The organism is Pseudomonas fluvialis (assembly GCF_002835605.1).
In the GTDB taxonomy this organism is placed as follows: domain Bacteria; phylum Pseudomonadota; class Gammaproteobacteria; order Pseudomonadales; family Pseudomonadaceae; genus Aquipseudomonas; species Aquipseudomonas fluvialis.
Genome location: NZ_PIYS01000018.1, coordinates 128,458 through 152,289, shown reverse-complemented (window position 1 = coordinate 152,289; position 23,832 = coordinate 128,458). Strand labels below are relative to the sequence as shown.

Here is a 23,832-nt window from a genome sequence, read left to right as displayed (position 1 = left end):
CGGGTGGTTGGATGTTTCCTGTATTACGTCGCTATCGCGGGCGTTTGCTGCTGCTGTTGTCGTTGCTGGGTGGTACGGCACTGGCCGGCTACATGCACTGGGATGACCGTGGCCTGTTTTGGCTGCAGCAGCAGCGCAGTACCCCGGCCGAGCGGGCTGCCGCGATCTGGTTGCCGGATTACCATGCGGTAATCGATGGCAAACCGTTGCAGGGCCTGGAGGAGGATGAGACCTCGGGGCTGACCTACCATCCGGCTACCGGCACCCTGTTCACCGTGACCGGACGTAATCCGCTGCTGGTCGAACTGTCCCGCCAGGGTGATGTGCTGCGCCGCATTAGGTTGCGCGGCTTTGCCGACCCGGAAGCGGTCGAGGTGCTGGGTGCCAATCGCCTGGGCATCGTCGATGAACGGCGGCGCCAGCTGGTGGTCTTCGAGCTATCCGCCGCCACCCGGGAAATTGATGCTGCCGACTGGCCGGGCTATGACCTGGGCTTTGCTTCAGCTGGCAACAAGGGCTTCGAGGGCATGGCCTGGAATCCGCGTACGCAAAGCCTGCTGCTGGCCAAGGAGCGTGAGCCACTGGGCCTGTTCAGCCTGCCCTTTCCAGGTGAGGACGGTGCGCCCGGGGCCTTGCAGCGGTTGCATGCTGGGCATCTGTTCGTGCGTGATCTGTCATCGCTGACCTACGACCTGCGTACCGGCCACACCCTGGTGTTATCCGACGAGTCGCGCCTGCTGCTGGAGCTCGACGCCGCGGGACAGCCGGTCAGCTTCATCAGCTTGCTGGGCGGGCAGCGCGGCTTGAAGTTCAGCATTGGCCAGGCCGAAGGTGTGGCCATGGACGAGGACGGCACCATCTACCTGGTCAGTGAGCCAAACCTGTTCTATGTACTGCGCAAGCGCTGATTCAGTTTCGCTTCAGCTGCGTCCGCTATAACGCTTGGCGGATGACCAGCCTGGAGCTCTACCCCACCATGAACAAGCCGATTCGCCTTGTCGTTCTGCTCGGTCTGAGCCTGCTGCTGGTGGGGCTTGCCCAGCATTACCGGTTGTTCGAGCGGGCCTGGTTCAGTGTGCAGGAGTGGCGCAATGCCGCGCAGTGGCGGGAGCGTTCGCTGTGGCTGGGTGACTATCAGGTGGTTATCGAGGCGCAGCCGGTAGCAGGGCTCAGCGACCTGTCGGCGCTGACCTACGATCCGCAGCGGCGCAGCCTGTTCAGCGTGACCAACAAGCCGGCGCGGGTGGTCGAACTGAGCCTGGATGGCCAGCTCAAACGGATTATCGAGTTACGTGGCTTTGGTGATCCGGAAGCCATCGAGTACATCCAGCCGGGTATTTTCGTGATTGCCGATGAGCGTGAGCAGCGCCTGGTCAAGGTGTTTATCGATGAACATACCCGCCTGCTCGATGCCAACGGCCTGCAACAGCTGGCGCTGGGGTTGGGGCGCAACGGCAACAAGGGCTTCGAGGGGCTGGCCTGGAACAGTAGCAGCGAGCGCCTGTGGGTAGCCAAGGAGCGTGATCCGGTGCGGATTTTCGAAATCGTCGGTTTTCCCCATGTGCAGCGTGAGTTGCCGCTGAGCCTGGAGGTCAACAGTGACCCGCGCCGTGATGCCGGGCTGTTCCTGCGCGACCTGTCGAGTCTTGATCATGACCGTAGCACCGGGCACCTGCTGGTGCTCTCTGACGAGTCGCGGCTGATTCTGGAGCTGGATAGCCAGGGCAAGCCGGTCAGCAGTCTGTCCCTGTTGCGCGGCCGTCATGGTCTGCAGCGCAGTGTGCCGCAGGCTGAGGGGCTGGCCAGCGACGAGCAGGGCAACTTGTATCTGGTCAGCGAACCCAACCTGTTCTACCGCTTCAGCAAGCCTGAGCAGGCTACGGCAAACTGAGGCGCCTGGGATAAAAAAGCCCGGCACATGGCCGGGCTGGAGAATAGCGTCGCACGCGCGACGCGTGGCTTCAGTTCATACCCAGCAGCGCGGGCAGGCCCAGGGATACCGCGGGAATATAGGTGATGATCAGCAGGAAGCTGAGCAGCAGCATCAGCCATGGCCAGGCGGCGCGAATCACCGAGGTCAGGGGCATGCCGGTGACGGCCGAGGTGACGAACAGGTTGAGCCCCACGGGCGGGGTGATCAGGCCGATTTCCATGTTCACCACCATGATGATGCCCAGGTGGATGGGGTCGATGCCCAGCTGCACGGCGATGGGGAACAGGATCGGCGCGAGGATCAGGATGATCGCCGACGGTTCCATGAATGCGCCGGCCAGCAGCAGCACGATGTTCACCACCAGCAGGAACTGCCAGGGCTGCAGGCCCAGTTCGACGACCCAGGCGGTGATTTGCTGGGGGATCTGCTCGGTGGTCAGCACGTGGGCGAACAGCATGGCGTTGGCGATGATGAACATCAGCATGATGGTCAGCTTGCCAGACTCCAGCAGCACGCGCGGGGTTTCCCGCAGGCGCATGTCCTTGTAGACGAAAATGGCTACGAAGGCGGCATAGACCGCCGCCACGGCGGCTGCTTCGGTGGGGGTGAACATGCCGGTGTAGATACCGCCGAGGATGATCACCATCAGCAGCAAGCCCCAGATCGCCTTGCGTGCTGCGCTCAGCCATTCACGCAGGGTGGCACGCGGCAGTGCCGGCAGCTTCTTGACCCGGGCGACTATATAGATCGCCAGCATCAGTGCCACACCGAGCAGGATCCCGGGAATGACCCCGGCCATGAACAGCTTGCCCACCGACTGCTCGGTGGCGGCGGCGTACACCACCATGACGATCGATGGCGGGATGAGAATGCCCAGGGTGCCGGCATTGCAGACGATGCCGGCGCCGAACGCCTGCGGATAACCGGAACGCACCATGCCGGCGATGGCAATCGAGCCCACCGCGGCCACGGTGGCCGGCGATGAGCCGGACAGGGCGGCGAACAGCATGCAGGCCAGCACCGCGCCAATCGCCAGGCCGCCACGGATATGTCCGACACAGGCGTTGGCGAAGTCGATCAGGCGCTTGGCCACGCCGCCAGTGGTCATGAAGGCACCAGACAGCAGGAAGAATGGAATGGCCAGCAGGGTGTAGTGCTCACTGGTCTCGAACAGCTTGATGGCCAGCGAACGGACCGAGTCGGGGCTGAACAGCATGATGGTGATCGAGCCGGCCAGCCCCAGGGAGGCAGCGATCGGCACGCCGATGAACATCAGCAGGAATAGCAGGAGGAACAAAAACAGCACGGTCATGGCTTGGCCTCCTCGTGCTCGTTGATTTTCAACGCATCGGCGGCTTCGTCAGCCAGGCCCAGGCCGGTCTGCTGGTTACGCAGGATGCGCACGAGGATTTCGCAGAAGCGCACAAACACCATGGCGTAACCGAAGGGCACGATCAGCGCGATCTGCCACTGCATGACGCCAAAGTGGCCAAGGTCTTCGGCACCGATGCCGGCGATAAACAGGGTGCGCACCCAGTCATAGCTGCCCAGGGCAATCAGCCCGGCATAGCCCAGGCAGCACAGGCAGGCCAGCACCCCGATGCAGCGCTGTATGCCGCGCGGGGCCAGCTTGACCAGCGCGTCCACGCCGATGTGTCCGGCGGTGCGTACGCCATAGGCCAGGCCGAAGAAGATCAGCCAGCCAAACAGGGCCTTGGTCAGCGCGTTGCTCCAGGTCATGGCCTGTGCCAGGTCGAGAATGAAATCGCCGATGGCCAGCAGCGCTTCATGGCCGCCAAAGTAGTCACCCAGCCAGTAGAACAGGGTGTAGAAGTTGTTGAGGATCACGTAGGCGAAGGTGATCAGCGTCATGGTCGCCAGGAGAAAGGCGATGAAGCCTTCCTCGAAGTGCTCCCAGGCGCGCCGCAAGGCGTTCATGGTCGGTTCTCCGCAATGCAGGGACGGGCAGGGCAGGCCGGCACTCGGCCTGCCCCGTCGATTGGCCGCAAGGCCTGCGTGTTACTGGTTGGCGTCCTGCGCCGCCTTGATCAGCTCGGCACCGATCTCGCCCTCGAATTTCTTCCACACCGGCTGCATGGCGTTGCGCCATTGCGCGCGCTGCTCGGCGCTGAGGGTGATGATTTCGGTGTTGCCGGCGGTGAGGATGCGCTGCTTGTCACCTTCGTTGAGTGCGTCGGCCTGGCGGTTCACCTCGACAGTCACCTCGGCCATGATCTGCTTCAGCTCGTTACGCACGTCCTCCGGCAGGCCGTCCCAGAAGGTACTGTTGGCAATCACCATGTAATCGAGCAGGCCGTGGTTGGACTCGGTGATGTACTTCTGCACTTCGTGCATCTTCTGGCTGTAGATATTCGAGTAGGGGTTCTCGGCACCGTTGACCACGCCAGTCTGCAGGCCCTGGTAGACCTCGGCGAAGCTCATCTTGCGCGGGTTGGCGCGCACCGCCTTGAACTGCTCTTCGAGCACGGCCGAGGCCTGCACGCGGAACTTCAGGCCGCGCGCGTCCTTGGGCTCACGCAGCGGCTTGTTGGCCGACAGCTGCTTGAGACCGTTATGCCAGTAGGCCAGGCCGGTGATGTTCTTATCCTTCATCGAGGTCAGCAGGCTTTGCCCGGCGGGGCTCTTCTGGAAGCGGTCGACGGCCGCCATGTCGTCGAACAGGAACGGCAGGTCGAAGATCTGGATCTGCTTGGTGTAATGCTCGAATTTGGCCAGCGATGGGGCGATCAGCTGTACGTCGCCGAGCAGCAGCGCCTCCATTTCCTTGCCATCACCGAACAGCGAGGAGTTTGGGTAGACCTCGACGCGTACCTTGTCGCCCAGGCGCTCTTCGGCCAGTTGCTTGAACAGCAGGGCACCCTGGCCCTTGGGTGTGTGTTCGGCGACGACGTGGGAGAACTTGATGACGATGGGGGCGGATTCGGCGGCCTGGCCGAGGCCGGCAACACCGAGGGACAGGGCGCAGAGCAGCGCCTTGGCAGAGAACTTGAACATGCGAGAGCTTCCTCTTGTTGTGATTGTGCCGGCAGGTCGCAGCGGCTGGGGCGGTGCCGACCCTGTGCAACGGTGCGGCAGCAGAGCAAGAGCAAGGGCTGTGCCAGTAGGTTGGCGGGTAGTTATTTGCAGATAAAAAGCGACTATTTGCAGCTAAAGTGCGGGAAATTGGCTTTTCTGCATGAGCCATGACGGGGTGCTGGCGTGAGCGCTTGGCGAATCTTCGCCAGTTGCTCCGGGTGGGTTGGCGGAAATCCGCCAGCGCGCTGGGTGGGGCTAACCAGGCAGGTGCAGACGCGTTTCGCCCAGCGCCTGACCCAGTGGGCCAAAGCGTCGCTCGCGCAGTTGCTGGCGACCATCGGCAAACTGGCGCAGCAGGGTGCTGGCGCGTGTGCCGTAGTGTGCGCTGTGGATGAAGATGCTCGACAGTAGACGCTCGCTGGCCTGGCCGATGCCGGTATCCGGCAGTTCGGCGTCCGTGGCCGGCTGGCGGTCGGCGAGCAGCTCCAGCAGGCGCTCGTCATCGGCGTCGAGGTGCTCCGCCAGGCCCTGGCGCAGGCGCAGCAACTTGGGCCAGGGGCTGTCCAGGTCGGCATTGCTCAGAGCGTACAGGCCGGGTGCCAGGACGCGCGCCTGGCCGCTACGGGCGTTGAGGTGGCAAAGCTGCTGGCCGTCGCCGAGCAGCAGGTTGAAGCCGGCATAGCGTGGCAGTTGCGCCTGCAGGCGCGCCAGGTAGTCGGTGATCGACAGCTCGCCCTGCAGGAAGTCGCGTGGCAGCGCGCCGCGCGAGTGCTGGCCGGGTGGCTGGCGCGGGTCGCGGATGTTGGTCAGCGCCGCGAAGCGTCCCCGTCGGTCAACGCCCAGCCAGGTGCCGCCGGCTTGCAGATCGCGGCCGGCGAACAGCCCGGGGCTGTCCGGCCATTCGCTCAGCGCCTGGCTGGGGCGGGCATAGAATTCGTCGCGATTGGCCAGCACCAGCAGGGGCTGGGGATGGCCGGGTCGCCAGGCAAAGGCCAGCAGGCACATGGTAGAGCTCCGGGCGAGTGCGCCGGGTGGCGCGGCTGATGGCCGACAGTAGGCGATGGCCGGGCAGCTTGTCCATTCACAGACCGAGCAGCGAGCTTTAGCTCGGCCCGCCGAGCAGTTACCATGCCGCTTCGCGTACGGGGGTGTCATGGAATTTCTGCTCTACATGCTGCTGGGGGCTGCCGCCGGCGTGCTGGCCGGGCTGTTCGGTGTCGGTGGCGGGTTGATCATCGTGCCGGTGCTGGTGTTCAGTTTCACTGCCCAGGGCTTTGCCCCCGAGGTACTGACCCACCTGGCCGTGGGCACCTCGCTGGCCACCATCATCTTCACCTCGATCAACTCGGTGCTCGAGCACCAGCGCAAGGGCGCGGTGCGCTGGCCGATCTTTGCCTGGATGGCGCTGGGTATCCTCCTTGGCACCGGCCTGGGCAGCCTGACGGCCGCTTCCCTGCAGGGCCCCCTGTTGCAGAAAGTCATCGGCAGCTTTGCCATTCTGATCGCCATCCAGATGGCCCTGGATCTCAAGCCGCGGGCCAGTCGCGCCGTGCCCGGGCGGCTGGGGTTGACGGCTGCCGGTGGCGTCATCGGCTGGGCCTCGGCGATCTTTGGTATCGGTGGCGGTTCGCTGACCGTGCCGTTCCTGACCTGGCGCAGTGTGGTGATGCAGCAGGCCGTAGCGACCTCGGCAGCTTGCGGGTTGCCGATAGCCCTGGCCGGTGCGCTGAGCTTCATGCTGATCGGTTGGGAGCGCCCGGCGCTGCCGGCGTGGAGCCTGGGCTTTGTCTACCTGCCGGCGCTGCTCGGCATTGCCCTGACCTCGATGTATTTCGCCCGCTTGGGGGCGCGTCTGGCCCATCGCCTGTCGCCGCGCCTGCTCAAGCGCCTGTTCGCCCTGCTGCTGTTTTGTGTTGGCAGCAGCTTTCTGCTCTGAGGCTCGACCATGCTGGCTTATCCTGCGATCAACCCGGTAGCCCTTGACCTGGGCTTTGTACAAATCCACTGGTACGGCCTGATGTACCTGATCGGCATTGGCGGCGCCTGGTGGCTGGCCGCGCGCCGCCTGGCGGCCTTCGACCCGCGCTGGACGCGTGACACGCTGTCGGATCTGGTGTTCTGGGTGGCCATGGGGGTGATCCTCGGCGGGCGACTGGGTTACGTGCTGTTCTATGATCTGTCCAGCTACCTGGCCAACCCGGCGCTGATCCTTCAGGTATGGAAGGGCGGCATGTCCTTCCACGGCGGCTTCATCGGCGTGTTGCTGGCCACCGCCTGGTTTGCCCGTCGGCAGGGCAAGACCTTCTTCGAGCTGATGGATTTTATCGCCCCGCTGGTGCCGATCGGCCTGGGTGCCGGGCGTATCGGCAACTTCATCAATGCCGAGTTGTGGGGCAAGGCCAGCGACCTGCCCTGGGCCATGGTGTTTCCCACCGACCCGCAGCAGCTGCCGCGTCATCCCTCGCAGCTTTACCAGTTCGCCCTGGAAGGCCTGGTGCTGTTCGTCATCCTCTGGCTGTATACCCGCAAGCCGCGCCCGACCATGGCGGTGTCCGGGCTGTTCGCCATCTGCTATGGCAGCTTCCGTATCCTCGTCGAGTTCGTACGCGTGCCGGATGCCCAGCTGGGCTACCTGGCGTTTGGCTGGCTGACCATGGGGCAGTTGCTCAGCCTGCCGATGATTGCCGTTGGTGTGCTGCTGATGGTCTTGGCGTATCGCCGCCAGGCGGCTGCCTGAAGCCCGGCTGATTTGGATACACTGGCTACTTTGCCCGGGCGCCTGAGCAGGCACCCGCGACCTGTCCCGCGGAGCTGAGATGAAACAGTACCTCGACCTGATGCGCCACGTGCGCGAGCACGGCACCTTCAAGGAAGACCGCACCGGCACCGGCACCTATTCGGTGTTTGGCTACCAGATGCGCTTCGACCTGGCCGAGGGCTTTCCTCTGGTGACCACCAAGAAGTGCCACCTCAAGTCGATCATTCACGAGCTGTTGTGGTTCCTCAAGGGCGAGACCAACATCCGCTACCTGAAGGAAAACGGCGTGAGTATCTGGGACGAATGGGCCGACCAGAACGGCGAACTGGGGCCGGTCTATGGCTACCAGTGGCGCAGCTGGCCGGCGCCGAATGGCGAGTCGATCGACCAGATCAGCAAGCTGATCGAGATGATCAAAGCCAATCCCGATTCGCGCCGGCTGATCGTTTCCGCCTGGAACCCCGCATTGGTCGAGCAGATGGCGCTGCCGCCCTGCCATGCGTTGTTCCAGTTCTATGTGGCGGACGGCAAGCTGAGCTGCCAGCTGTACCAGCGCTCAGCGGACATCTTCCTCGGTGTGCCCTTCAACATCGCCAGCTATGCGCTGCTGACCCTGATGGTGGCGCAGGTCTGCGACCTGCAGCCGGGTGAGTTCATCTGGACCGGCGGTGACTGTCACCTCTACGCCAACCACCTGGAACAGACCGACCTGCAGCTAGGCCGCGAGCCGCTGCCGCTGCCGACCATGCAGCTCAATCCGCAGGTGAAGGACCTGTTCGCTTTCCGTTTTGATGATTTCGAGTTGCTTGGCTATCAGGCGCACCCGCACATCAAGGCGCCTGTGGCGGTATAAGCGTCGGCGGTTGCTCGGGGCGTGCCCGGGCTAGGCGCTGTGGCGGTGTGACGTGCGCTGCTGCAGGGCCTGGCCGTCATCCCAGCCGGCCTCCCAGGCCGCGGCGGGAATGGCCGCCTGGTAGGGCTGGCGGGTTAGTGGCTGGCCGGTCATGCCGGCCATGTAGCCTTGCTGGTAGGCCTTGTTGAGGCTTTCCAGACTCCAGTGTTGTTCGGCATCCGCAGCGTCCATGACAGCCACCCGATGAGGGAATCGATCTGCGACCATCCTAGCGGCTGTCTGGCGTGCGGGCCTGGCCGGTCGTCTGCGTACACCGGCAGCTGGTCAGATCTGTGCGCTGTCGCACAATGTTGAATGATCGGTCAGCCAGCCTGGCTACAGGCTGGCCTGAAACGCCGCGACGTAGGCGGCGAAATCCTCCTGCGGCTGGGCTTCCAGCGCGGCCTGGTCGGCCAGCGACTGCTCGGCCAGGGCCGTGAAACGTGCCTGCGCGTCAGCGGGCAGGGCGTTCTCGCGCAGTGCCTGCCTGTGCTGGCGGCTCAGTTGCAGGGCCAGCTCGCGGAAGCTCTGGCCGCTGTTGCGCAGATCATCAAGCAGGCGTGCCGAGGGCGTCAGGCTGACATCGGCGAGCTTGTCGCGCTGGCTGGCCAGGGCGCGGGTATGTCGGTCATCGCCATGTGCCTGGTCGAGCAGGGCGGCACACTCGGCGATGCCGTCGAGCAGTTCGCCAGCCCAGCTGCGCAAGTCGATGGCCTGGCCTTGGCGCTGCAGTTGCAGGCCGGGCTGGCGGCCCTGTTTGACCACGCGCTGGAAGTTGTCCTGGCAGGCCGGGCACTCGTTGCCGGTCAGCGCCGGGCTGTCGCTCAGGCTGCAATAGAGCAGGAAGGCATCGAGGAAATGCGCCTGGGCCAGGTCGATGCCCAGCGGCAGGTAGGGATTGATGTCCAGGCAGCGCACTTCCACATACTGCACGCCGCGTGCGGCCAGTGCCTGCAGTGGGCGTTCGCCGGGCAGGGTGACGCGTTTCGGGCGAATGCTCGAGTAGTACTCGTTTTCGATCTGCAACAGGTTGGTGTTGAGCTGCAGCCACTCGCCGTCACGCTGCGTGCCGATGGCCTCGTAGGGCGGGTAGGGCGTCGAGACGGCCTGGCGCAGGCTGGCAATGTAGCTGTCCAGGCTGTTGTAGCAGGGCGTCAGGCTGGACTGGGCATTGTTCTGGTAGCCCAGGTCGCTCATGCGCAGGCTGGTCGCCCAGGGCAGGTAGGCGGTATCCGCGTCGAGGCTTTGCAGGTCGTTTGCAGCGCCGCGCAGGAAGCTCTTGTCCAGCGCCGGTGAGGCGCCGAACAGGTACATGAGCAGCCAGCTGTAGCGGCGGAAATTGCGGATCAGGGCGATATAGCCCAGGGAGCCGGCTGCCGCTTCCTGCTCGCCATAGAGCAGCGCCCAGAGCGCCGGCGGCAGGCTGAAGTTGTAGTGAATGCCGGCGATGCACTGCATGGTCTTGCCGTAGCGCACGGCCAGGCCCTGGCGGTAGACGTACTTGAGGCGGCCCTGGTTGGACTGGCCGTAGCGGGCAATGGGGATCTGTGCCTCGTCGGGCAGCAGGCCGGGCATCGACGGGCTCCACAGCAACTCGTCGTGCAGCTGGCTGGCGGTGAAGGCATGGATGTCGCGCAGTTCGTCGAGGGTATGCGCAACGTCGCGGTGCGTGGCAGTGATGAACTCCAGCAGCGCTTCCGAGTAGTCGGTAGTGATTTGCGCGTGGGTCAGCGCCGAGCCTAGCGCACGCGGGTGCGCGGTTTGCGCCAGTTGTCCCTGTGCGTCGACGCGCAGACCTTCACGTTCGATGCCGTGCAGGCACTGGGTGAGCAGCGACAGGTGATCGCCCTGGCCGAGAAGCGCCAGGCGGCGGGAAAGTAGAGTGCTCAACGGCGGGATTCCTTACACGGGTATCGCGCCAATATGGGGGCGCTCGGCACACTCTGCAAGGGGGCGGGGCATGCCGCCCCGCCTGCCGGGCGCTTACTTCTTCTTCAGGCTGCGGGCATTGGCGAACAGGTTGGCCATGGCGCCGTTGGCCGGGGCCGGCTTGTCCTGGCTACTGTGACGCTCGCTGCGTGGCGTGTTGCCGCCGCGCGGCTGGCCGCCACGGCCCTGGCCACGGGCGGGGCCATCGACTTTCTCGCCCGGGGTGTCGCTCATGCGCATGGACAGGCCGACGCGGTTGCGCGGGATGTCCACTTCCATGACCTTGACCTTGACGATATCGCCGGCTTTCACCACCTCGTAGGGGTCCTTGACGAACTTTTCCGACAGCGCGCTGATGTGCACCAGGCCGTCCTGATGGACGCCAATGTCGACGAAGGCGCCGAAGTTGGTGACGTTGGTTACCACACCTTCGAGGATCATCCCCGGTTGCAGGTCCTTGAGGCTCTCCACGCCGTCCTGGAAAGCGGCGGTCTTGAACTCCGGGCGCGGGTCGCGGCCGGGCTTGTCCAGTTCCTTGAGGATGTCTGTGACGGTCGGCAGGCCGAAGCGTTCGTCGGTGAAACGTGCCGGGTCCAGCTGACGCAGGAAGCTGGAGTCGCCGATCAGTGTGCGGATATCGCGCCCGGTATCCTGGGCGATGCGCTGCACCAGCGGGTAGGTTTCCGGGTGCACCGCGGAGGCGTCCAGCGGGTTGTCGCCATTCATGACGCGCAGGAAGCCGGCGGCCTGCTCGAAGGTCTTCTCGCCCAGGCGCGGCACTTTCTTCAGCTCGGCACGGCTGCGGAACGCGCCGTGGGCATCGCGGAAGCTGACGATATTGCTGGCCAGGGTCGTGTTGAGTCCGGAAATGCGTGCCAGCAGGGCGGCCGAGGCGGTGTTCAGGTCGACGCCAACGGCGTTCACGCAGTCCTCGACCACCGCGTCCAGCGAGCGTGCCAGCTGCAACTGCGAGACATCGTGCTGGTACTGGCCGACTCCGATGGATTTCGGCTCGATTTTCACCAGTTCGGCCAGCGGGTCCTGCAGGCGGCGGGCGATGGATACCGCGCCACGCAGCGAGACATCCAGCTCGGGGAATTCGCGCGCAGCCAGTTCGGAGGCCGAGTACACCGAGGCGCCGGCCTCGCTGACCATGATCTTGGTCATGCGCAGTTCCGGCAGCAGCTTGACCAGCTCACCGGCCAGCTTGTCGGTCTCGCGGCTGGCCGTGCCGTTGCCGATGGCGATCAGCTCGACGCGGTGCTTGGCGCACAGCTTGCCCAGCGTCGCCAGGGTGCCGTTCCAGTCATCGCGCGGCGCGTGCGGGTAGACGGTGGCGGTATCCAGCAGCTTGCCGGTGGCATCCACCACCGCGACCTTGCAGCCGGTACGCAGGCCCGGGTCGAGCGCCAGGGTCACCTTGGCGCCGGCCGGGGCGGCCAGCAGCAGGTCGTGCAGGTTGCGCGCGAATACGCTGATCGCCTCGCTTTCCGCCTTTTCGCGCAGCTCGCCGAACAGATCGGTTTCCAGGTGGCTGTACAGCTTGACCTTCCAGGTCCAGCGCACCACTTCGGCCAGCCATTTGTCGGCGGCGTGACCCTGGTTGCTGATGGCGAAGCGCTCGCTGATCATCAGCTCGCAGGGGTGCAGGCTGCCTGGTTGCTCCTCGCCCACGGTCAGGCTGGCGCTGAGGATACCTTCGTTGCGTCCGCGGAAGATCGCCAGGGCGCGGTGCGAGGGCACGCTGTGCAGGGCTTCGTCATGCGCGAAGTAGTCGCTGAACTTGGCGCCTTCGCTTTCCTTGCCGGGCACCACGCGGGCGCTCAGGCTGGCCTCGCTCTTCAGGAAGCTGCGCAGGCGTTCGAGCAGGCTGGCGTCTTCGGCGAAGCGCTCCATGAGGATGTACTTGGCGCCGTCGAGCACGGCCTTCACATCGGCGAAGCCTTTTTCCGCGTCAACGAAACGCTCGGCCTGCTCCTGCGGGTTCAGCGTCGGATCGGCGAACAGGGCATCGGCCAGTTCGCCAATACCCGCTTCCAGGGCGATCTGTCCCTTGGTGCGGCGTTTCTGCTTGTACGGCAGATAGAGGTCTTCCAGGCGCGTCTTGGTATCGGCCAGGTTGATTTCGCGGGCCAGTTCGGCGGTCAGTTTGCCCTGTTCCTCGATGCTGGCGAGGATGCTGGCGCGGCGCTCGTCCAGTTCGCGCAGGTAGCGCAGGCGTTCTTCCAGGTGGCGCAGCTGGGTATCGTCCAGGCTGCCGGTGACTTCCTTGCGGTAGCGGGCGATGAACGGCACGGTGGAGCCTTCATCGAGCAGGCTTACGGCGGCGGCGACCTGTTGCGGGCGTACGCCCAGTTCTTCGGCAATCCGTTGATTGATGCTGTGCATGAAACTACCTGAGTCGGTGGGGCAGGCAGGCCGTGGCCTGGGCAAAGGCGGGGATTATAAGAGCAAAGCCGGGCAGGCCAAGAGGCAGGCGCCGGCAGGCGCAAAATCTGCTAACAATGCCCGACACGCCGGTTGCGGCGTGGCTGCGCCATAATGCGCACACCTGTCTGGGAGAGCTGCAATGACCACTGCCGTGCCGAACGAAGGCGAGAAGATCCTTTTGGTTGACGATGACCCCGGCCTGCGCCGTCTGCTGGAGCGTTTTCTCAGCGAACAGGGCTATCGCGTGCGTACCGTGGAGAATGTCGAGCAGATGGACCGCCTGCTGGCCCGCGAGCTGTTCAACCTGCTGGTTCTCGACCTGATGCTGCCAGGCGAGGATGGCCTCTCTGCCTGCCGGCGCCTGCGCGAAGCCGGCAACCAGATGCCGATCATCATGCTTACCGCCAAGGGTGACGAAAGCAGCCGTATCCAGGGGTTGGAGCAGGGTGCTGACGATTACCTGGGCAAGCCGTTCAACCCGCGTGAGCTGCTGGCGCGCATCAAGGCGGTGCTGCGCCGCCAGGCACCGGTAGTGCCGGGTGCGCCGGCCAGCGACGATGAGGTGGTCAGCTTTGGCGATTATCGCCTGTCGCTGGGTACCCGCGAGCTGACCCGCGGCGATCAGGTGCACATGCTCACCACCGGTGAGTTCGCCGTGCTCAAGGCCCTTGTGCAGCATGCCCGCGAACCGCTGACCCGCGACAAGCTGATGAGCCTGGCGCGTGGTCGTGAGTGGGATGCGCTGGAACGCTCCATCGACGTGCAGATTTCCCGCCTGCGCCGGCTGATCGAGCCGGACCCCTCGAAGCCGCGCTATATCCAGACGGTGTGGGGTGTGGGCTATGTCTTCGTGCCGGATGGCAACAAATGATCCGCCATGAGGCTGGCCACCGGGCGTGTCGCGGATGAACGCACCGGCCTGGTTCCCGCAAAGCTTTTTTGCCCGCACGCTCTGGCTGGTGCTGGTGGTGGTGCTGTTTTCCAAGGCGCTGACCCTGGTCTACCTGATGATGAACGAGGATGTGCTGGTTGATCGCCAGTACAGCCACGGTGCGGCGCTGACCCTGCGTGCCTACTGGGCCGCCGACCCGGAAGATCGCGAGCAGATCGCCCATGCGGCGACCTTGCGTCAGGTGCCTGCCGAGCAGGTGCCGGCCAGTGAGCAGCACTGGCCGTACAGCGAGATTTTCCTGCGTCAGATGAAATCCGAGCTGGGCGAGAACACCGAAGTCCGTGTGCGTGTGCAGAGCCCGCCATCGTTGTGGGTGCTGGCGCCGGATTTCGGCCCGGACTGGATCCAGGTGCCGCTTTATCCGCACCCGTTGCGCGGCCAGAAAATCTGGGACGTGCTGGGCTGGTTCCTGGCCATCGGCCTGCTGTCCACGGCCGCGGCGTGGATTTTCGTGCGGCAGTTGAATGCCCCGTTGAAACGCCTGGTGCTGGCCACTCGCTACCTCGGCCAGGGACGCAGTGTGCGCTTGCCGGTCAGCGATACGCCGAGTGAAATGACCGAGGTCTATCGCTCCTTCAACCAGATGGCGGATGAACTGGAACAGGCGGCCCGCGAGCGCGAACTGATGCTCGCCGGTGTGTCCCATGACCTGCGCACACCGCTGACCCGCCTGCGCCTGTCGCTGGAGCTGATGAGCAGTGATGCCGAGCTGACCGAGGAAATGATCCGTGATGTCGAGGACATGGACGCCATCCTCGACCAGTTCATCGCCTTCATCCGCGACGGGCGTGACGAGCCGCTGGAGCGCCTCGACCTGGCGGCGCTGATCCGCGAGGTGGTGGCTCCCTACAACCAGCATGGCGAACGGGTGCGCCTGTGCCTGCAGGTGTTGCCGGAAGTCAGCCTGCGCCGGGTATCGATCAAGCGCCTGCTGACCAACCTGATCGAGAATGCCCTGCGCTACGGTGGCGATGCGGTGGAAGTGGCCGCCTCGCTGGGTGGCGAAGAGACGGCGCCTTACCTGGTGCTCAGCGTGCTGGACCGTGGCCAGGGCATCGACCCGGCGGAGCTGGCATCGATCTTCAATCCGTTCATTCGTGGTGATCGGGCGCGAGGCGGGCGAGGTACCGGGCTGGGCCTGGCGATTGTCCGGCGTATCGCTGCGCTACATGGCGGCAGCGTCGACTTGCGCAACCGTGAAGGTGGCGGGCTGGAAGCGCGGGTCTGTTTGCCCCTGGGCCTGCTGTTGCCGCGCGACGCCAGCTGAGGCGCGGCTCAGCCCTTGCCGCGGGTGCGCGTCAGCCCCGGTCCGGCATGCTTCTCCAGGTGTTCGATGATCAGTCCGGCGACGTCCTTGCCCGTGGTGGTTTCGATACCTTCCAGGCCAGGTGAGGAATTCACCTCCATCACCAGGGGGCCGCGTTGCGAGCGCAGAATGTCTACCCCGGCGACGCTCAGGCCCATTACCTTGGCCGCACGGATGGCCGTGGAGCGCTCCTGCGGGGTGATCTTGACCAGGCTGGCACTGCCGCCACGGTGCAGGTTGGAGCGGAACTCACCGGGTTTGGCCTGGCGCTTCATGGCGGCGATGACCTTGTCGCCGACCACGAAACAGCGGATATCCGCGCCGCCGGCTTCACGGATGTACTCCTGCACCATGATGTCCTGCTTGAGGCCCATGAATGCCTCGATCACCGACTCGGCGGCCTTGTGGGTTTCCGCCAGTACCACGCCGATGCCCTGGGTGCCTTCCAGCACCTTGATGACCAGCGGCGCACCACCGACCATCTGGATCAGGTCGGGAATGTCGTCCGGCGAGTGGGCAAAGCCGGTCACCGGCAGGCCCAGCCCCTTGCGCGAGAGCAGCTGCAGGGAGCGCAGTTTGTCGCGTGAGCGGCTGATGGCGACCGACTCGTTGAGCGGGAATACGCCCATCATCTCGAACTGGCGCAGCACCGCGCAGCCGTAGAAGGTCACCGACGCGCCGATGCGCGGAATCACCGCGTCGAAGCCCTCCAGGGCCTGGCCGCGGTAGTGGATCTGCGGCTTGTGGCTGGCAATGTTCATGTAGGCGCGCAGGGTATCGATAACCAGGATTTCATGGCCGCGTTGCTGGCCGGCTTCGACCAGGCGGCGGGTCGAATACAGGCGCGGGTTACGCGAGAGAATGGCGATCTTCATGCGTCCCCCAGGGCCAGCAATGGCTTGTCCTGCACATAGCTGCGCGCCGGGTCGACCAGCAACCGGCCATCCACCAGCGCCTTGCAGCCCAGCAGCATGCGGTAGCGCATGGTCTTGCGGCAGGCCAGAGTCAGCTCGATGGGCCAGCTATGCCGGCCGAGGGTCAGGCGGGTGCTGATCACATAGCGTGATTGACTGTGGCCGTTGGAGCTCTTGATGGTCTTCAGCGAAACCAGCGGTGCCTCGCAGCGATGGCGACGCTGCACCTGAGTACCCAGGTAGGCGGTGAAGCGTACCCAGGGCTGGCCGTCGCGCTCGAAGGGCTGGATATCGCTGGCGTGCAGGCTGGAGGTGCTGGCGCCGGTATCGATTTTGGCGCGCAGGCCGATGATGCCTAGCTGGGGCAGATCCACCCACTCGCGTAGGCCGACGATATTGGCAGGGTCTATGGATTTCATGGTGGCTCAATCAGCACGGATGACCGCGTATGATGCGCAGGTTAGCGGGGCACGGAGGGGCATGCCAATGAGCGAACAGGGTGAACAGCGCGTGCGGCTCGACAAATGGCTGTGGGCGGCGCGTTTCTTCAAGACCCGCGCCCTGGCCAAGGCGGCCATCGACGGGGGCAAGGTGCATTGTCGTGGCGAGCGCTGCAAGCCGGGCAAGGAACCGCGGATTGGCGACGAGTACCTGATCCGTAGCGGCTTCGACGAGCGCAGCGTGCGCGTGCTGGCGCTCAGTGACGTGCGTCGTGGCGCAGCCGAGGCGCAGTTGCTGTACGCCGAAACCGCCGAGAGCCTGGCGCGTCGCGAGCAGGCCGCAGCGCTGCGCAAGGCTGGCGCGCTGGGGCTGCAGAGCGATGGGCGACCGAACAAGAAGCAGCGCCGTGAGCTGACGCAATTTCACGCCAGCCACGACTGAGCCTGTCTTGTCAGTGGCGCTGCAGAACCGCCCACTGGCCCACCAGGGGCAGTCGGGTAAGCAGCGGCAGCAGGGGTTGGTATAGCGCTTCCAGGCCGGCGGCCATGCGTCCGGCCAGTGGTGTGCAGTAGCCCCAGGCAAAGGCCAGCAGGGCCAGGAGCAGGCCGCCGACGGCTACATCTACCAGCCAGTGGGCACCGGCGACCAGGCGCGGCAGCATGCACAGCACGACCAGCAACTGGCCGGCGAACAGCTTCCAGCCGCGGCTGAAGCAGGCCATGAACAGGCCCCAGAGCAGCAGTACCGAGGCGTGGTCACCCGGGAAGCTGCGACTGGAACGGTCCTTGAGTTCAAAGACCCGCTCCAGCAGTGGGAACTGCTCGCTCAGGTGATAGGCGCCGGCGAGCACGACGGACGGGCTGGCGTGCTGCCAGTCGAAATAGCCGATCAGCTTGTTGAACAGTACCCGGCCAACCAGCAGCAGTGCCAGCAGCGCGAGAAAGTGCAGCAGCGCGCTGCGGGTTTCCCCGGCGCGGAAGGTCCAGCCACTGTGGATCAGCATGCTCAGCATGAGGGCGCCGACCAGAATGTCGAACACGCGCAGGCTGCTCAGGGCCCACAGCCAGTCCCATAGCGGCCAGTGGCCGAGGCTGCCGTTGAGGCTGTAGAACAGCGCCTCGTTGGCGGCCTGCCACAGCGGCCTGCTGGCCGGAGCCAGCCAGCTGGTCATGAGCAGCAGGGCGAGCAGGTGCAGTACGAGAAATGCCGGCCATCGCCAGCGGGCTTGGATGCGCGAGGTATTGTCCATAGAATCGCTCACTTCCCTTGAGTGCATGAATGCCTGGCGCGCCTTATAGCCAGCTGTCATGCATTTGTCATGTTCTTCTCGATAGCCGGGCCTGTATGAGCGATAGCGATTTCACTCAGCGTTTCCTTTTTGACGAGTTCGATGCCCGTGGCGAGTTGGTGTCGCTGCGCGACAGTTATGCCCATGTGCTGGCCAAACATCCCTATCCGCAACCGGTAGCCCAACTGCTGGGCGAATTGCTGGCCGCGGCGGCGCTGCTGGTCGGCACGCTGAAGTTCGATGGCTTGCTGGTACTGCAGGCGCGCTCCTCGGGTGCCGTGCCGCTGCTCATGGTGGAGTGCTCCAGTGAGCGCGAATTGCGCGGTATCGCCCGCTACCATGCCGAACAGATCGATGCCGCCGACGGCCTGCGCGAGCTGATGCCCGAAGGCGTGCTGGCACTGACCGTCGACCCGCGTAATGGTCAGCGTTACCAGGGCATCGTCGAGCTGGACGGCGACACGCTGGCGCAGTCGCTGTCCAGCTACTTTGCCAACTCCGAACAATTGCCGACCCGCTTCTGGCTGCAGGCTGACGGGCGCACTGCGCGTGGTCTACTGTTGCAGGCGCTGCCTGCGCAACAACAGACTGACCCTGAAGAGCGTGCGGCCAGCTGGCAGCACCTCACCGTGCTGGCCGACAGCCTGCAGGCCGAGGAGTTGCTCGGGCTGGACAATGCCACCCTGCTGCATCGCCTGTATCACCAGGAAACGGTACGCCTGTTCGAGCCGCAAGCCCTGCAGTTTCGCTGCAGTTGCTCGCGCGAGCGTTCGGCGCGGGCGCTGGTCAGCCTGGGTGAGGCTGACGCGTTGCAGCTGGCCGAGGAACAGGGTGGGCAGATCAGCATCGACTGCCAGTTCTGCAACCACACCTATGCCTTTGATAGCGCCGATATTGCCCAGCTGTTCGCCGGAGCGGGTAGCGACGAACCGTCGCCTACCCGCCACTGATATGCCGCCGTTGGCTTATAGCGAAGCGCTATCAGCTCCATTAGCCTTTCGCGGGCTGCCAAAAGCAGCGGCTTTCTGGCATACTCCCGCGACTTTTTTATCGATGTAGTGCGCTTCATGGCGTACTACACACTGTTCGGAAGGATCGGCCACTGGCCGACGGGGACCCACATGACGCAAGCCAACACTGCCGTGTACACCGATATCAGCGCTGCCCAGCTGGTAGAACAAGCGATTCAGCGTGGCGAGGGCGAACTGGCCGCCAACGGCGCGCTGGTCGTTCGTACCGGTCATCGTACCGGCCGTTCGCCGGCTGACCGTTTCATCGTGCAGGAGCCGAGCACCGAGGCGAAGATCGCCTGGGGCAACATCAACCGCCCGTTCCCGGCTGACAAGTTCGATGCCCTGTGGGCCCGCGTCGAAGCCTTCAATGCTGGCCAGGAACACTTCGTGTCGCATGTGCATGTCGGTTCCGCCGAGGCGCACTATCTGCCGGTCAAAATGACCACGCAGACCGCCTGGCAAAACTTGTTTGGCCGCTGCCTGTTCATTGAACCCGAGCAGTACAACCCGGCGGGCAAGGCCGAGTGGCAGATTCTCAACGTCGCCAACTTCGAATGCGTACCGGAGCGTGACGGCACCAACTCCGATGGTTGCGTGATCATCAACTTTGCGCAGAAGAAAGTCCTGCTGGCCGGCATGCGTTACGCCGGTGAAATGAAGAAAGCCATGTTCTCCGTGCAGAACTTCCTGCTGCCGGAAGCCGATGTGCTGCCGATGCACTGCGCTGCCAACATTGGCGAAGAAGGCGATGTCACCCTGTTCTTCGGTCTGTCCGGTACCGGCAAGACCACGCTGTCCGCTGACGAAAGCCGTTACCTGATCGGTGACGACGAGCACGGCTGGGGTGAAGGCGTGGTGTTCAACATCGAAGGCGGTTGCTATGCCAAGTGCATCGACCTGTCCGAGAAGAACGAGCCGGTGATCTGGAAAGCCATCCAGTTCGGCGCCGTGCTGGAAAACGTGGTGCTCGACGCCAACCGTGTTCCGGACTACAGCGATGACAGCCTGACCCAGAACAGCCGTGCCGCCTACCCGCTGGAGCACGTTGAGAAGCGCAGCGAGAAGAACCTCGGTGGCGAGCCGAACGCGGTGATCTTCCTGACCTGCGACCTGACCGGCGTACTGCCGCCGGTGTCGATCCTTAACAACGAGCAGGCGGCCTACCACTTCCTGTCCGGTTACACCGCACTGGTCGGTTCCACCGAAATGGGTTCGGGCAGCGGCATCAAGTCGACCTTCTCCACCTGCTTCGGTGCGCCCTTCTTCCCGCGTCCGGCCGGCGAGTATGCCGAGCTGCTGATCAAGCGCATCAATGGCTTCGGCTCCAAGGTCTACCTGGTCAACACGGGCTGGACCGGTGGTGGCTACGGCGTCGGCAAGCGTTTCAACATCCCGACTACCCGTGCGGTGATTGCAGCCATTCAGAGCGGCGCACTGATCGGTGCCGAGACCGAACACCTGCCGATCATCAACCTCGACGTACCCAAGTCGGTACCGGGCGTCGACAGCGTGCTGCTCAACCCGCGCAACACCTGGGCTGACCAGAACGCCTACGACGAAGCCGCCAAGGCCCTGGCCAAGCTGTTCATCGACAACTTCCAGAAGTTCGACGTCAGCGCCGCCATCAAGAACGCTGGCCCGCAGCTCTAACAGGCTATTGAAAGACCTGGGTGGTTTTTCAGCGGCCTGCTAAGTCCTGTCGTGACGTACCAACGCCCAGCCCGCTTTGCGTGCTGGGCGTTTTTCATGGCGTAGTGGCGGCTAGGCCTGGCCGTCTTCCTGGCTACCCAGGCCATGCTTGCGCAGTTTGTCGTGCAGGGTCTTGCGAGGCAGGCCCAGGGCTTCGGCCAGACTACGCAGCGAGCCATGGTTGCGCGCCAGTTCGGCGGCGATCAGCGCCCGCTCGAAGGCTTCTACCTGCTGGCTGAGGCTACCGGCGTTGGGCTGGCTGAGCGGCACCTGGCCATCCAGATCGAGCGGCAGGCCCAGGGCGAAGCGCTCTGCGGCATTGCTCAGCTCACGCACGTTGCCTGGCCAACTGTGCCGCAGCAGTGCTACCTGTTCGTGGCCCTCCAGGTGGCGCAGGCTGAGGCCGTGGCGCAGTGCGGCATTCTCGGCAAAATGCTGGAACAGCTGCAGGCAGTCGTCACCGCGTTCGCGCAGCGGTGGGATAGCCAGGCTGGCGACGTTCAGCCGGTAGAACAGGTCGGCACGGAAGCGCCCCTGCTCGGAGGCCTGGCGCAGGTCCTCCTTGGTTGCGGCGATCACCCGGATATCCAGCGCCACCGCCTGGTTGCCACCCAGCCGTTCCAGACGGCGCTCCTGCAACAGGCGCAGCAACTTGACCTGGATATCCAGGCTCATGCTTTCGATTTCGTCGAGAAACACCGTACCGCCGCTGGCAAATTCGAACTTGCCGATACGTCGCTTGCTGGCCCCGGTGAAGGCACCGGCTTCATGTCCGAACAGCTCGCTTTCCACCACCGACTCGGCCAGCGCGCCGGCATTGATGGCCACGAAAGGCCCCTGGCGTCGGCTGGATAGCTCATGCAGGGCGCGCGCCACCACTTCCTTGCCGGCGCCGGTTTCACCGAGGATCAGCACGTCGGCCTGGGTTGCCGCCAGGGCCCCCACCTGCTGGCGCAGACGCTGCATGGCGGGTGACTGGCCGAGGAGGCGGCCGTCCAGGGCCTGGCGGTCGGCCAGAGCCAGGCGCAGACGGCGGTTGTCCAGTACCAGGCGGCGCATCTCCAGGGCGCGTCGCACGCTATCCAGCAGCAGATCGCTGGCGAAGGGCTTTTCCAGAAAGTCATAGGCGCCGGCGCGCATCGCCTGTACGGCCAGCGGCACATCACCGTGCCCGGTGATCAGTAGAACCGGTAACTGGCTATCGTGGGCCTGCAGTTGGGCGAGCAGCTGCAGGCCGTCGATGCCCGGCATGCGGATGTCACTGATCACCACGCCGGGCCAATCGTCTTCCAGTTCCTCGGCCAGGCCTGCGGCAGTACCCCGGCTATGCACCCGCAGGCCAGCCAGGTCGAGCGTCTGTGCCAGGGCCTGGCGCAGGTGCGGGTCATCGTCGAGCAGCAGTACCTGGCTGTCGGCGAGCAGATGGCTGGTCATGCAGGGGTATCCTCCGGAGACAGGGGGCGCGCGCCGGCATCTACTGCGCGCAGGCGCAGGGTCAGGAGTGCCCCGCCCTCGGCATGGTTGGCCAGCTGCAGCTCGCCACCCAGGGCGCGCAGCAGGCTGTCACAGATGGCCAGGCCGAGGCCCAGGCCCTGGGTGCGCGTCTTGGTGGTGAAGAAGGGCTCGCGGGCACGTGCCAAGGCCTCATCAGTGAAGCCGGGGCCGTTATCGTGGATCAGCAGGGCGATGTATTCCCCTTGTGCCTGGGTGCTCAGGGTCAGGCGGCGGGGCGGTGGGCGCTCGCCCAGGGCGTCGAGGGCATTGCCCAGCAGGTTGCCGAGTACCTGGCGCAAGCGGGTTTCGCCGGCCTGTACCCAGAGTGGCGCCTCCGGCAGGTCGCGGATCAGCTCGACCTGTAGCTCTCGGCGTCGTTTGGCCAGCAAGGCCAGGGCGTCATCGATGGCTGGCTGCAGGGCTACACGCTCCGGGGCATGGCTATCGCGACGGGCAAAGGCGCGCAGATGAGCGATGATCGAGGCCATGCGCGCCGTCAGGCCACTGATTTGCAGCAGGTTGTCGCGGGCCTCGGCCTGACGCTGTTGGTCGAGCAGCACCACGGCGTTATCGGCGTAGCTGCGAATCGCCGCCAGCGGCTGATTGAGCTCGTGGCTGATGCTTGCCGACATGGTGCCAAGCACCGAGAGCTTGCCGGCCTGCAACAGCTCGTCCTGGGTGCGCGCCAGCTCCTGCTGGGCCTGCTCACGCTCCAGTACCTCATCCTGCAACCGCTGGTTGAGCTGCGAGAGGGCCTGGGTGCGTTGCTGTACGCGCTGCTCCAGGTGCTGGCGTGCCCGGCTGTCCAGGGCAATGCGTTCCAGGTAGTGCCGGCGCCGCTGCAGCAGCAGGCCGAGGAGCAGGATCAGCAACAGCCAGGCGCTGCCGGCAATCAGCATGGCGCTTTGCACCGGGCGATCGAGCAGGTTGCGCGGCGTCAGGATGCTGACCTGCCAGCCGGTTTCCGCCAGCTTGCGGTCCTGACGCAGCCACTGCGCTTGCTCCAGCTGCAGGGGGCGTGGCGCCAGGGTTGGGTAGGGCTGGTTGGCGGCAATCGCCGCGTGGTCGGCGGCATCCAGCTCGCGGGTGGCGCGGAAGCGCCAGGCCGCGTGCGAGGTGAGGATCACCACGCCATGCTGGTCGGTGACCAGCAGACGCTCGGGACTGTTGCCCCACAAGGTTTCGGTATGGTCGAGATCGACCTTGACCACCAGTACGCCGAGCGTGCGTTCCGCGTCACGGATGGCCGCCGCGAAGAAGTAGCCGCGCTTGCCCGAGGTGTTGCCCAGTCCGAAAAAGCGTCCCAGGCGGCCCTGCATGGCTTCGCGGAAGTACGGGCGGAAGGCGAAGTTGCGTTCGATGAAGGAGTCTTCCGCCGCCCAGTTGGAGGAAGCCAGGGTGCGACCATCCGGCGCCATCAGGTAGATCACATCAGCGCCGGTTTGCCGTTGCAGTCCGGCCAGCAGACGGTTGGCCTGGTCTCGCCGTGCCGCATCCTCGGGCGCCAGCAGGGGCGCACGGAGCACCGGCAGCTGGCCGAAGATGGCCGGCAGCACTTCGAAACGACGCAGCGTGCCCAACAGGTTGGCGACATACAGGTCGAGCGTCTGGCGATTCTGTTCGGCCAGCTGCTCGCTGTAATGGCGCTGAACCACCCCTTGCAGCGGCCACAGCAAAGGCGCCAGCAGCAAGGCCAGCAGCAACAGGCTACGCCAGCGCAGGCGCGGCGGTAGGTGTTTTTTGTCCATGCGCCGATT

General features: G+C 64.9%; 22 protein-coding genes. 10 read left to right on the top strand and 12 right to left on the bottom strand.

Translation table 11 applies throughout. The features are described 5' to 3' along the window. Positions 1-11: 11 nt before the first annotated feature. A complete protein-coding gene (locus CW360_RS10435) occupies positions 12-908 on the top strand; it encodes an SdiA-regulated domain-containing protein (protein WP_101193661.1) in 897 nt (298 codons plus the stop codon). Positions 909-949: 41 nt separating this feature from the next. Continuing rightward, positions 950-1,891 carry an SdiA-regulated domain-containing protein gene (locus CW360_RS10430; RefSeq protein ID WP_374380911.1) on the top strand — a complete coding sequence of 314 codons (942 nt, stop codon included), beginning with the start codon at positions 950-952 and terminating at the stop codon, positions 1,889-1,891. Between the two features lie 70 nt (positions 1,892-1,961). Here CW360_RS10430 and dctM read toward each other — a convergent pair whose 3' ends face one another. From dctM to CW360_RS10410, 4 genes are all read right to left on the bottom strand, one after another. Beyond that, positions 1,962-3,245: a C4-dicarboxylate TRAP transporter large permease protein DctM gene (gene dctM, locus CW360_RS10425; protein ID WP_101193660.1), complete on the bottom strand. Its 1,284-nt coding sequence runs from the start codon at positions 3,243-3,245 to the stop codon at positions 1,962-1,964. Next, on the bottom strand, positions 3,242-3,871 hold the full coding sequence (locus tag CW360_RS10420; RefSeq protein WP_093984512.1) for a TRAP transporter small permease: 630 nt from the start codon (positions 3,869-3,871) through the stop codon (positions 3,242-3,244). Before CW360_RS10420 ends, dctM begins: the two co-directional genes overlap by 4 nt. Positions 3,872-3,952: 81 nt before the next feature. Beyond that, positions 3,953-4,948 carry a C4-dicarboxylate TRAP substrate-binding protein DctP gene (gene dctP / locus CW360_RS10415; protein WP_101193659.1) on the bottom strand — a complete coding sequence of 332 codons (996 nt, stop codon included), beginning with the start codon at positions 4,946-4,948 and terminating at the stop codon, positions 3,953-3,955. A gap of 276 nt (positions 4,949-5,224) precedes the next feature. Beyond that, on the bottom strand, positions 5,225-5,974 hold the full coding sequence (locus CW360_RS10410; protein ID WP_101193658.1) for an NRDE family protein: 750 nt from the start codon (positions 5,972-5,974) through the stop codon (positions 5,225-5,227). Between the two features lie 148 nt (positions 5,975-6,122). Here CW360_RS10410 and CW360_RS10405 point away from each other — a divergent pair, with 148 nt between their 5' ends. The 3 genes from CW360_RS10405 to CW360_RS10395 all read left to right on the top strand — a co-directional run bounded on the left by CW360_RS10405 (position 6,123) and on the right by CW360_RS10395 (position 8,580). Next, entirely contained in the window at positions 6,123-6,905 is a 783-nt protein-coding gene (locus CW360_RS10405) for a sulfite exporter TauE/SafE family protein (protein WP_101193657.1), read from the top strand. Positions 6,906-6,914: 9 nt separating this feature from the next. Beyond that, the gene (lgt, locus tag CW360_RS10400; protein WP_101193656.1) at positions 6,915-7,706 is read left to right on the top strand and encodes a prolipoprotein diacylglyceryl transferase; all 792 of its coding nucleotides are present in this window, start codon (positions 6,915-6,917) and stop codon (positions 7,704-7,706) included. Positions 7,707-7,785: 79 nt separating this feature from the next. Continuing rightward, positions 7,786-8,580 carry a thymidylate synthase gene (locus CW360_RS10395; protein WP_101193655.1) on the top strand — a complete coding sequence of 265 codons (795 nt, stop codon included), beginning with the start codon at positions 7,786-7,788 and terminating at the stop codon, positions 8,578-8,580. Between the two features lie 30 nt (positions 8,581-8,610). Here the strand turns inward: CW360_RS10395 and rmf are convergent, their stop codons facing one another. The 3 genes from rmf to CW360_RS10380 form a co-directional block, all read right to left on the bottom strand. Continuing rightward, positions 8,611-8,811, bottom strand: coding sequence for a ribosome modulation factor (gene rmf, locus CW360_RS10390; protein WP_093984518.1), 201 nt, complete (start codon positions 8,809-8,811; stop codon positions 8,611-8,613). A gap of 144 nt (positions 8,812-8,955) precedes the next feature. Beyond that, positions 8,956-10,509, bottom strand: a complete 1,554-nt coding sequence (gene gshA / locus CW360_RS10385; RefSeq protein ID WP_101193654.1) for a glutamate--cysteine ligase — start codon at positions 10,507-10,509, stop codon at positions 8,956-8,958. A 93-nt stretch (positions 10,510-10,602) separates the two neighbouring features. Next, on the bottom strand, positions 10,603-12,936 hold the full coding sequence (locus CW360_RS10380) for a Tex family protein (RefSeq protein WP_101193653.1): 2,334 nt from the start codon (positions 12,934-12,936) through the stop codon (positions 10,603-10,605). Between the two features lie 181 nt (positions 12,937-13,117). Between CW360_RS10380 and ompR the strand changes: the two genes are divergently transcribed. Beyond that, on the top strand, positions 13,118-13,849 hold the full coding sequence (ompR, locus tag CW360_RS10375; RefSeq protein WP_093984521.1) for an osmolarity response regulator transcription factor OmpR: 732 nt from the start codon (positions 13,118-13,120) through the stop codon (positions 13,847-13,849). Between the two features lie 34 nt (positions 13,850-13,883). After that, positions 13,884-15,197 (top strand): ATP-binding protein, encoded by a 1,314-nt coding sequence (locus tag CW360_RS10370; RefSeq protein ID WP_101193652.1) that lies wholly within the window; start codon positions 13,884-13,886, stop codon positions 15,195-15,197. 8 nt (positions 15,198-15,205) lie between these two features. Here CW360_RS10370 and rimK read toward each other — a convergent pair whose 3' ends face one another. Then, positions 15,206-16,111, bottom strand: a complete 906-nt coding sequence (gene rimK / locus CW360_RS10365) for a 30S ribosomal protein S6--L-glutamate ligase (RefSeq protein WP_093984523.1) — start codon at positions 16,109-16,111, stop codon at positions 15,206-15,208. Further along, positions 16,108-16,569, bottom strand: a complete 462-nt coding sequence (gene rimB / locus CW360_RS10360; RefSeq protein WP_093984524.1) for a retropepsin-like aspartic endopeptidase RimB — start codon at positions 16,567-16,569, stop codon at positions 16,108-16,110. The genes rimK and rimB overlap by 4 nt, the downstream gene beginning before the upstream one ends. A gap of 67 nt (positions 16,570-16,636) precedes the next feature. Between rimB and CW360_RS10355 the strand changes: the two genes are divergently transcribed. Further along, positions 16,637-17,032, top strand: a complete 396-nt coding sequence (locus tag CW360_RS10355) for an RNA-binding S4 domain-containing protein (protein ID WP_093984525.1) — start codon at positions 16,637-16,639, stop codon at positions 17,030-17,032. A gap of 10 nt (positions 17,033-17,042) precedes the next feature. Here CW360_RS10355 and CW360_RS10350 read toward each other — a convergent pair whose 3' ends face one another. Further along, positions 17,043-17,840 (bottom strand): phosphatase PAP2 family protein, encoded by a 798-nt coding sequence (locus tag CW360_RS10350; RefSeq protein ID WP_101193651.1) that lies wholly within the window; start codon positions 17,838-17,840, stop codon positions 17,043-17,045. Positions 17,841-17,935: 95 nt separating this feature from the next. On the opposite strand from CW360_RS10350, the gene hslO reads away from it, so the two are divergent. Beyond that, the gene (gene hslO / locus CW360_RS10345) at positions 17,936-18,829 is read left to right on the top strand and encodes an Hsp33 family molecular chaperone HslO (protein WP_101193650.1); all 894 of its coding nucleotides are present in this window, start codon (positions 17,936-17,938) and stop codon (positions 18,827-18,829) included. A gap of 171 nt (positions 18,830-19,000) precedes the next feature. Next, positions 19,001-20,542, top strand: a complete 1,542-nt coding sequence (locus CW360_RS10340) for a phosphoenolpyruvate carboxykinase (RefSeq protein WP_093984528.1) — start codon at positions 19,001-19,003, stop codon at positions 20,540-20,542. Between the two features lie 111 nt (positions 20,543-20,653). Here CW360_RS10340 and CW360_RS10335 read toward each other — a convergent pair whose 3' ends face one another. After that, a complete protein-coding gene (locus tag CW360_RS10335) occupies positions 20,654-22,015 on the bottom strand; it encodes a sigma-54-dependent transcriptional regulator (RefSeq protein WP_101193649.1) in 1,362 nt (453 codons plus the stop codon). After that, entirely contained in the window at positions 22,012-23,823 is a 1,812-nt protein-coding gene (locus CW360_RS10330) for a sensor histidine kinase (RefSeq protein ID WP_101193648.1), read from the bottom strand. The genes CW360_RS10335 and CW360_RS10330 overlap by 4 nt, the downstream gene beginning before the upstream one ends. Between the last annotated feature and the right edge of the window lie 9 nt (positions 23,824-23,832).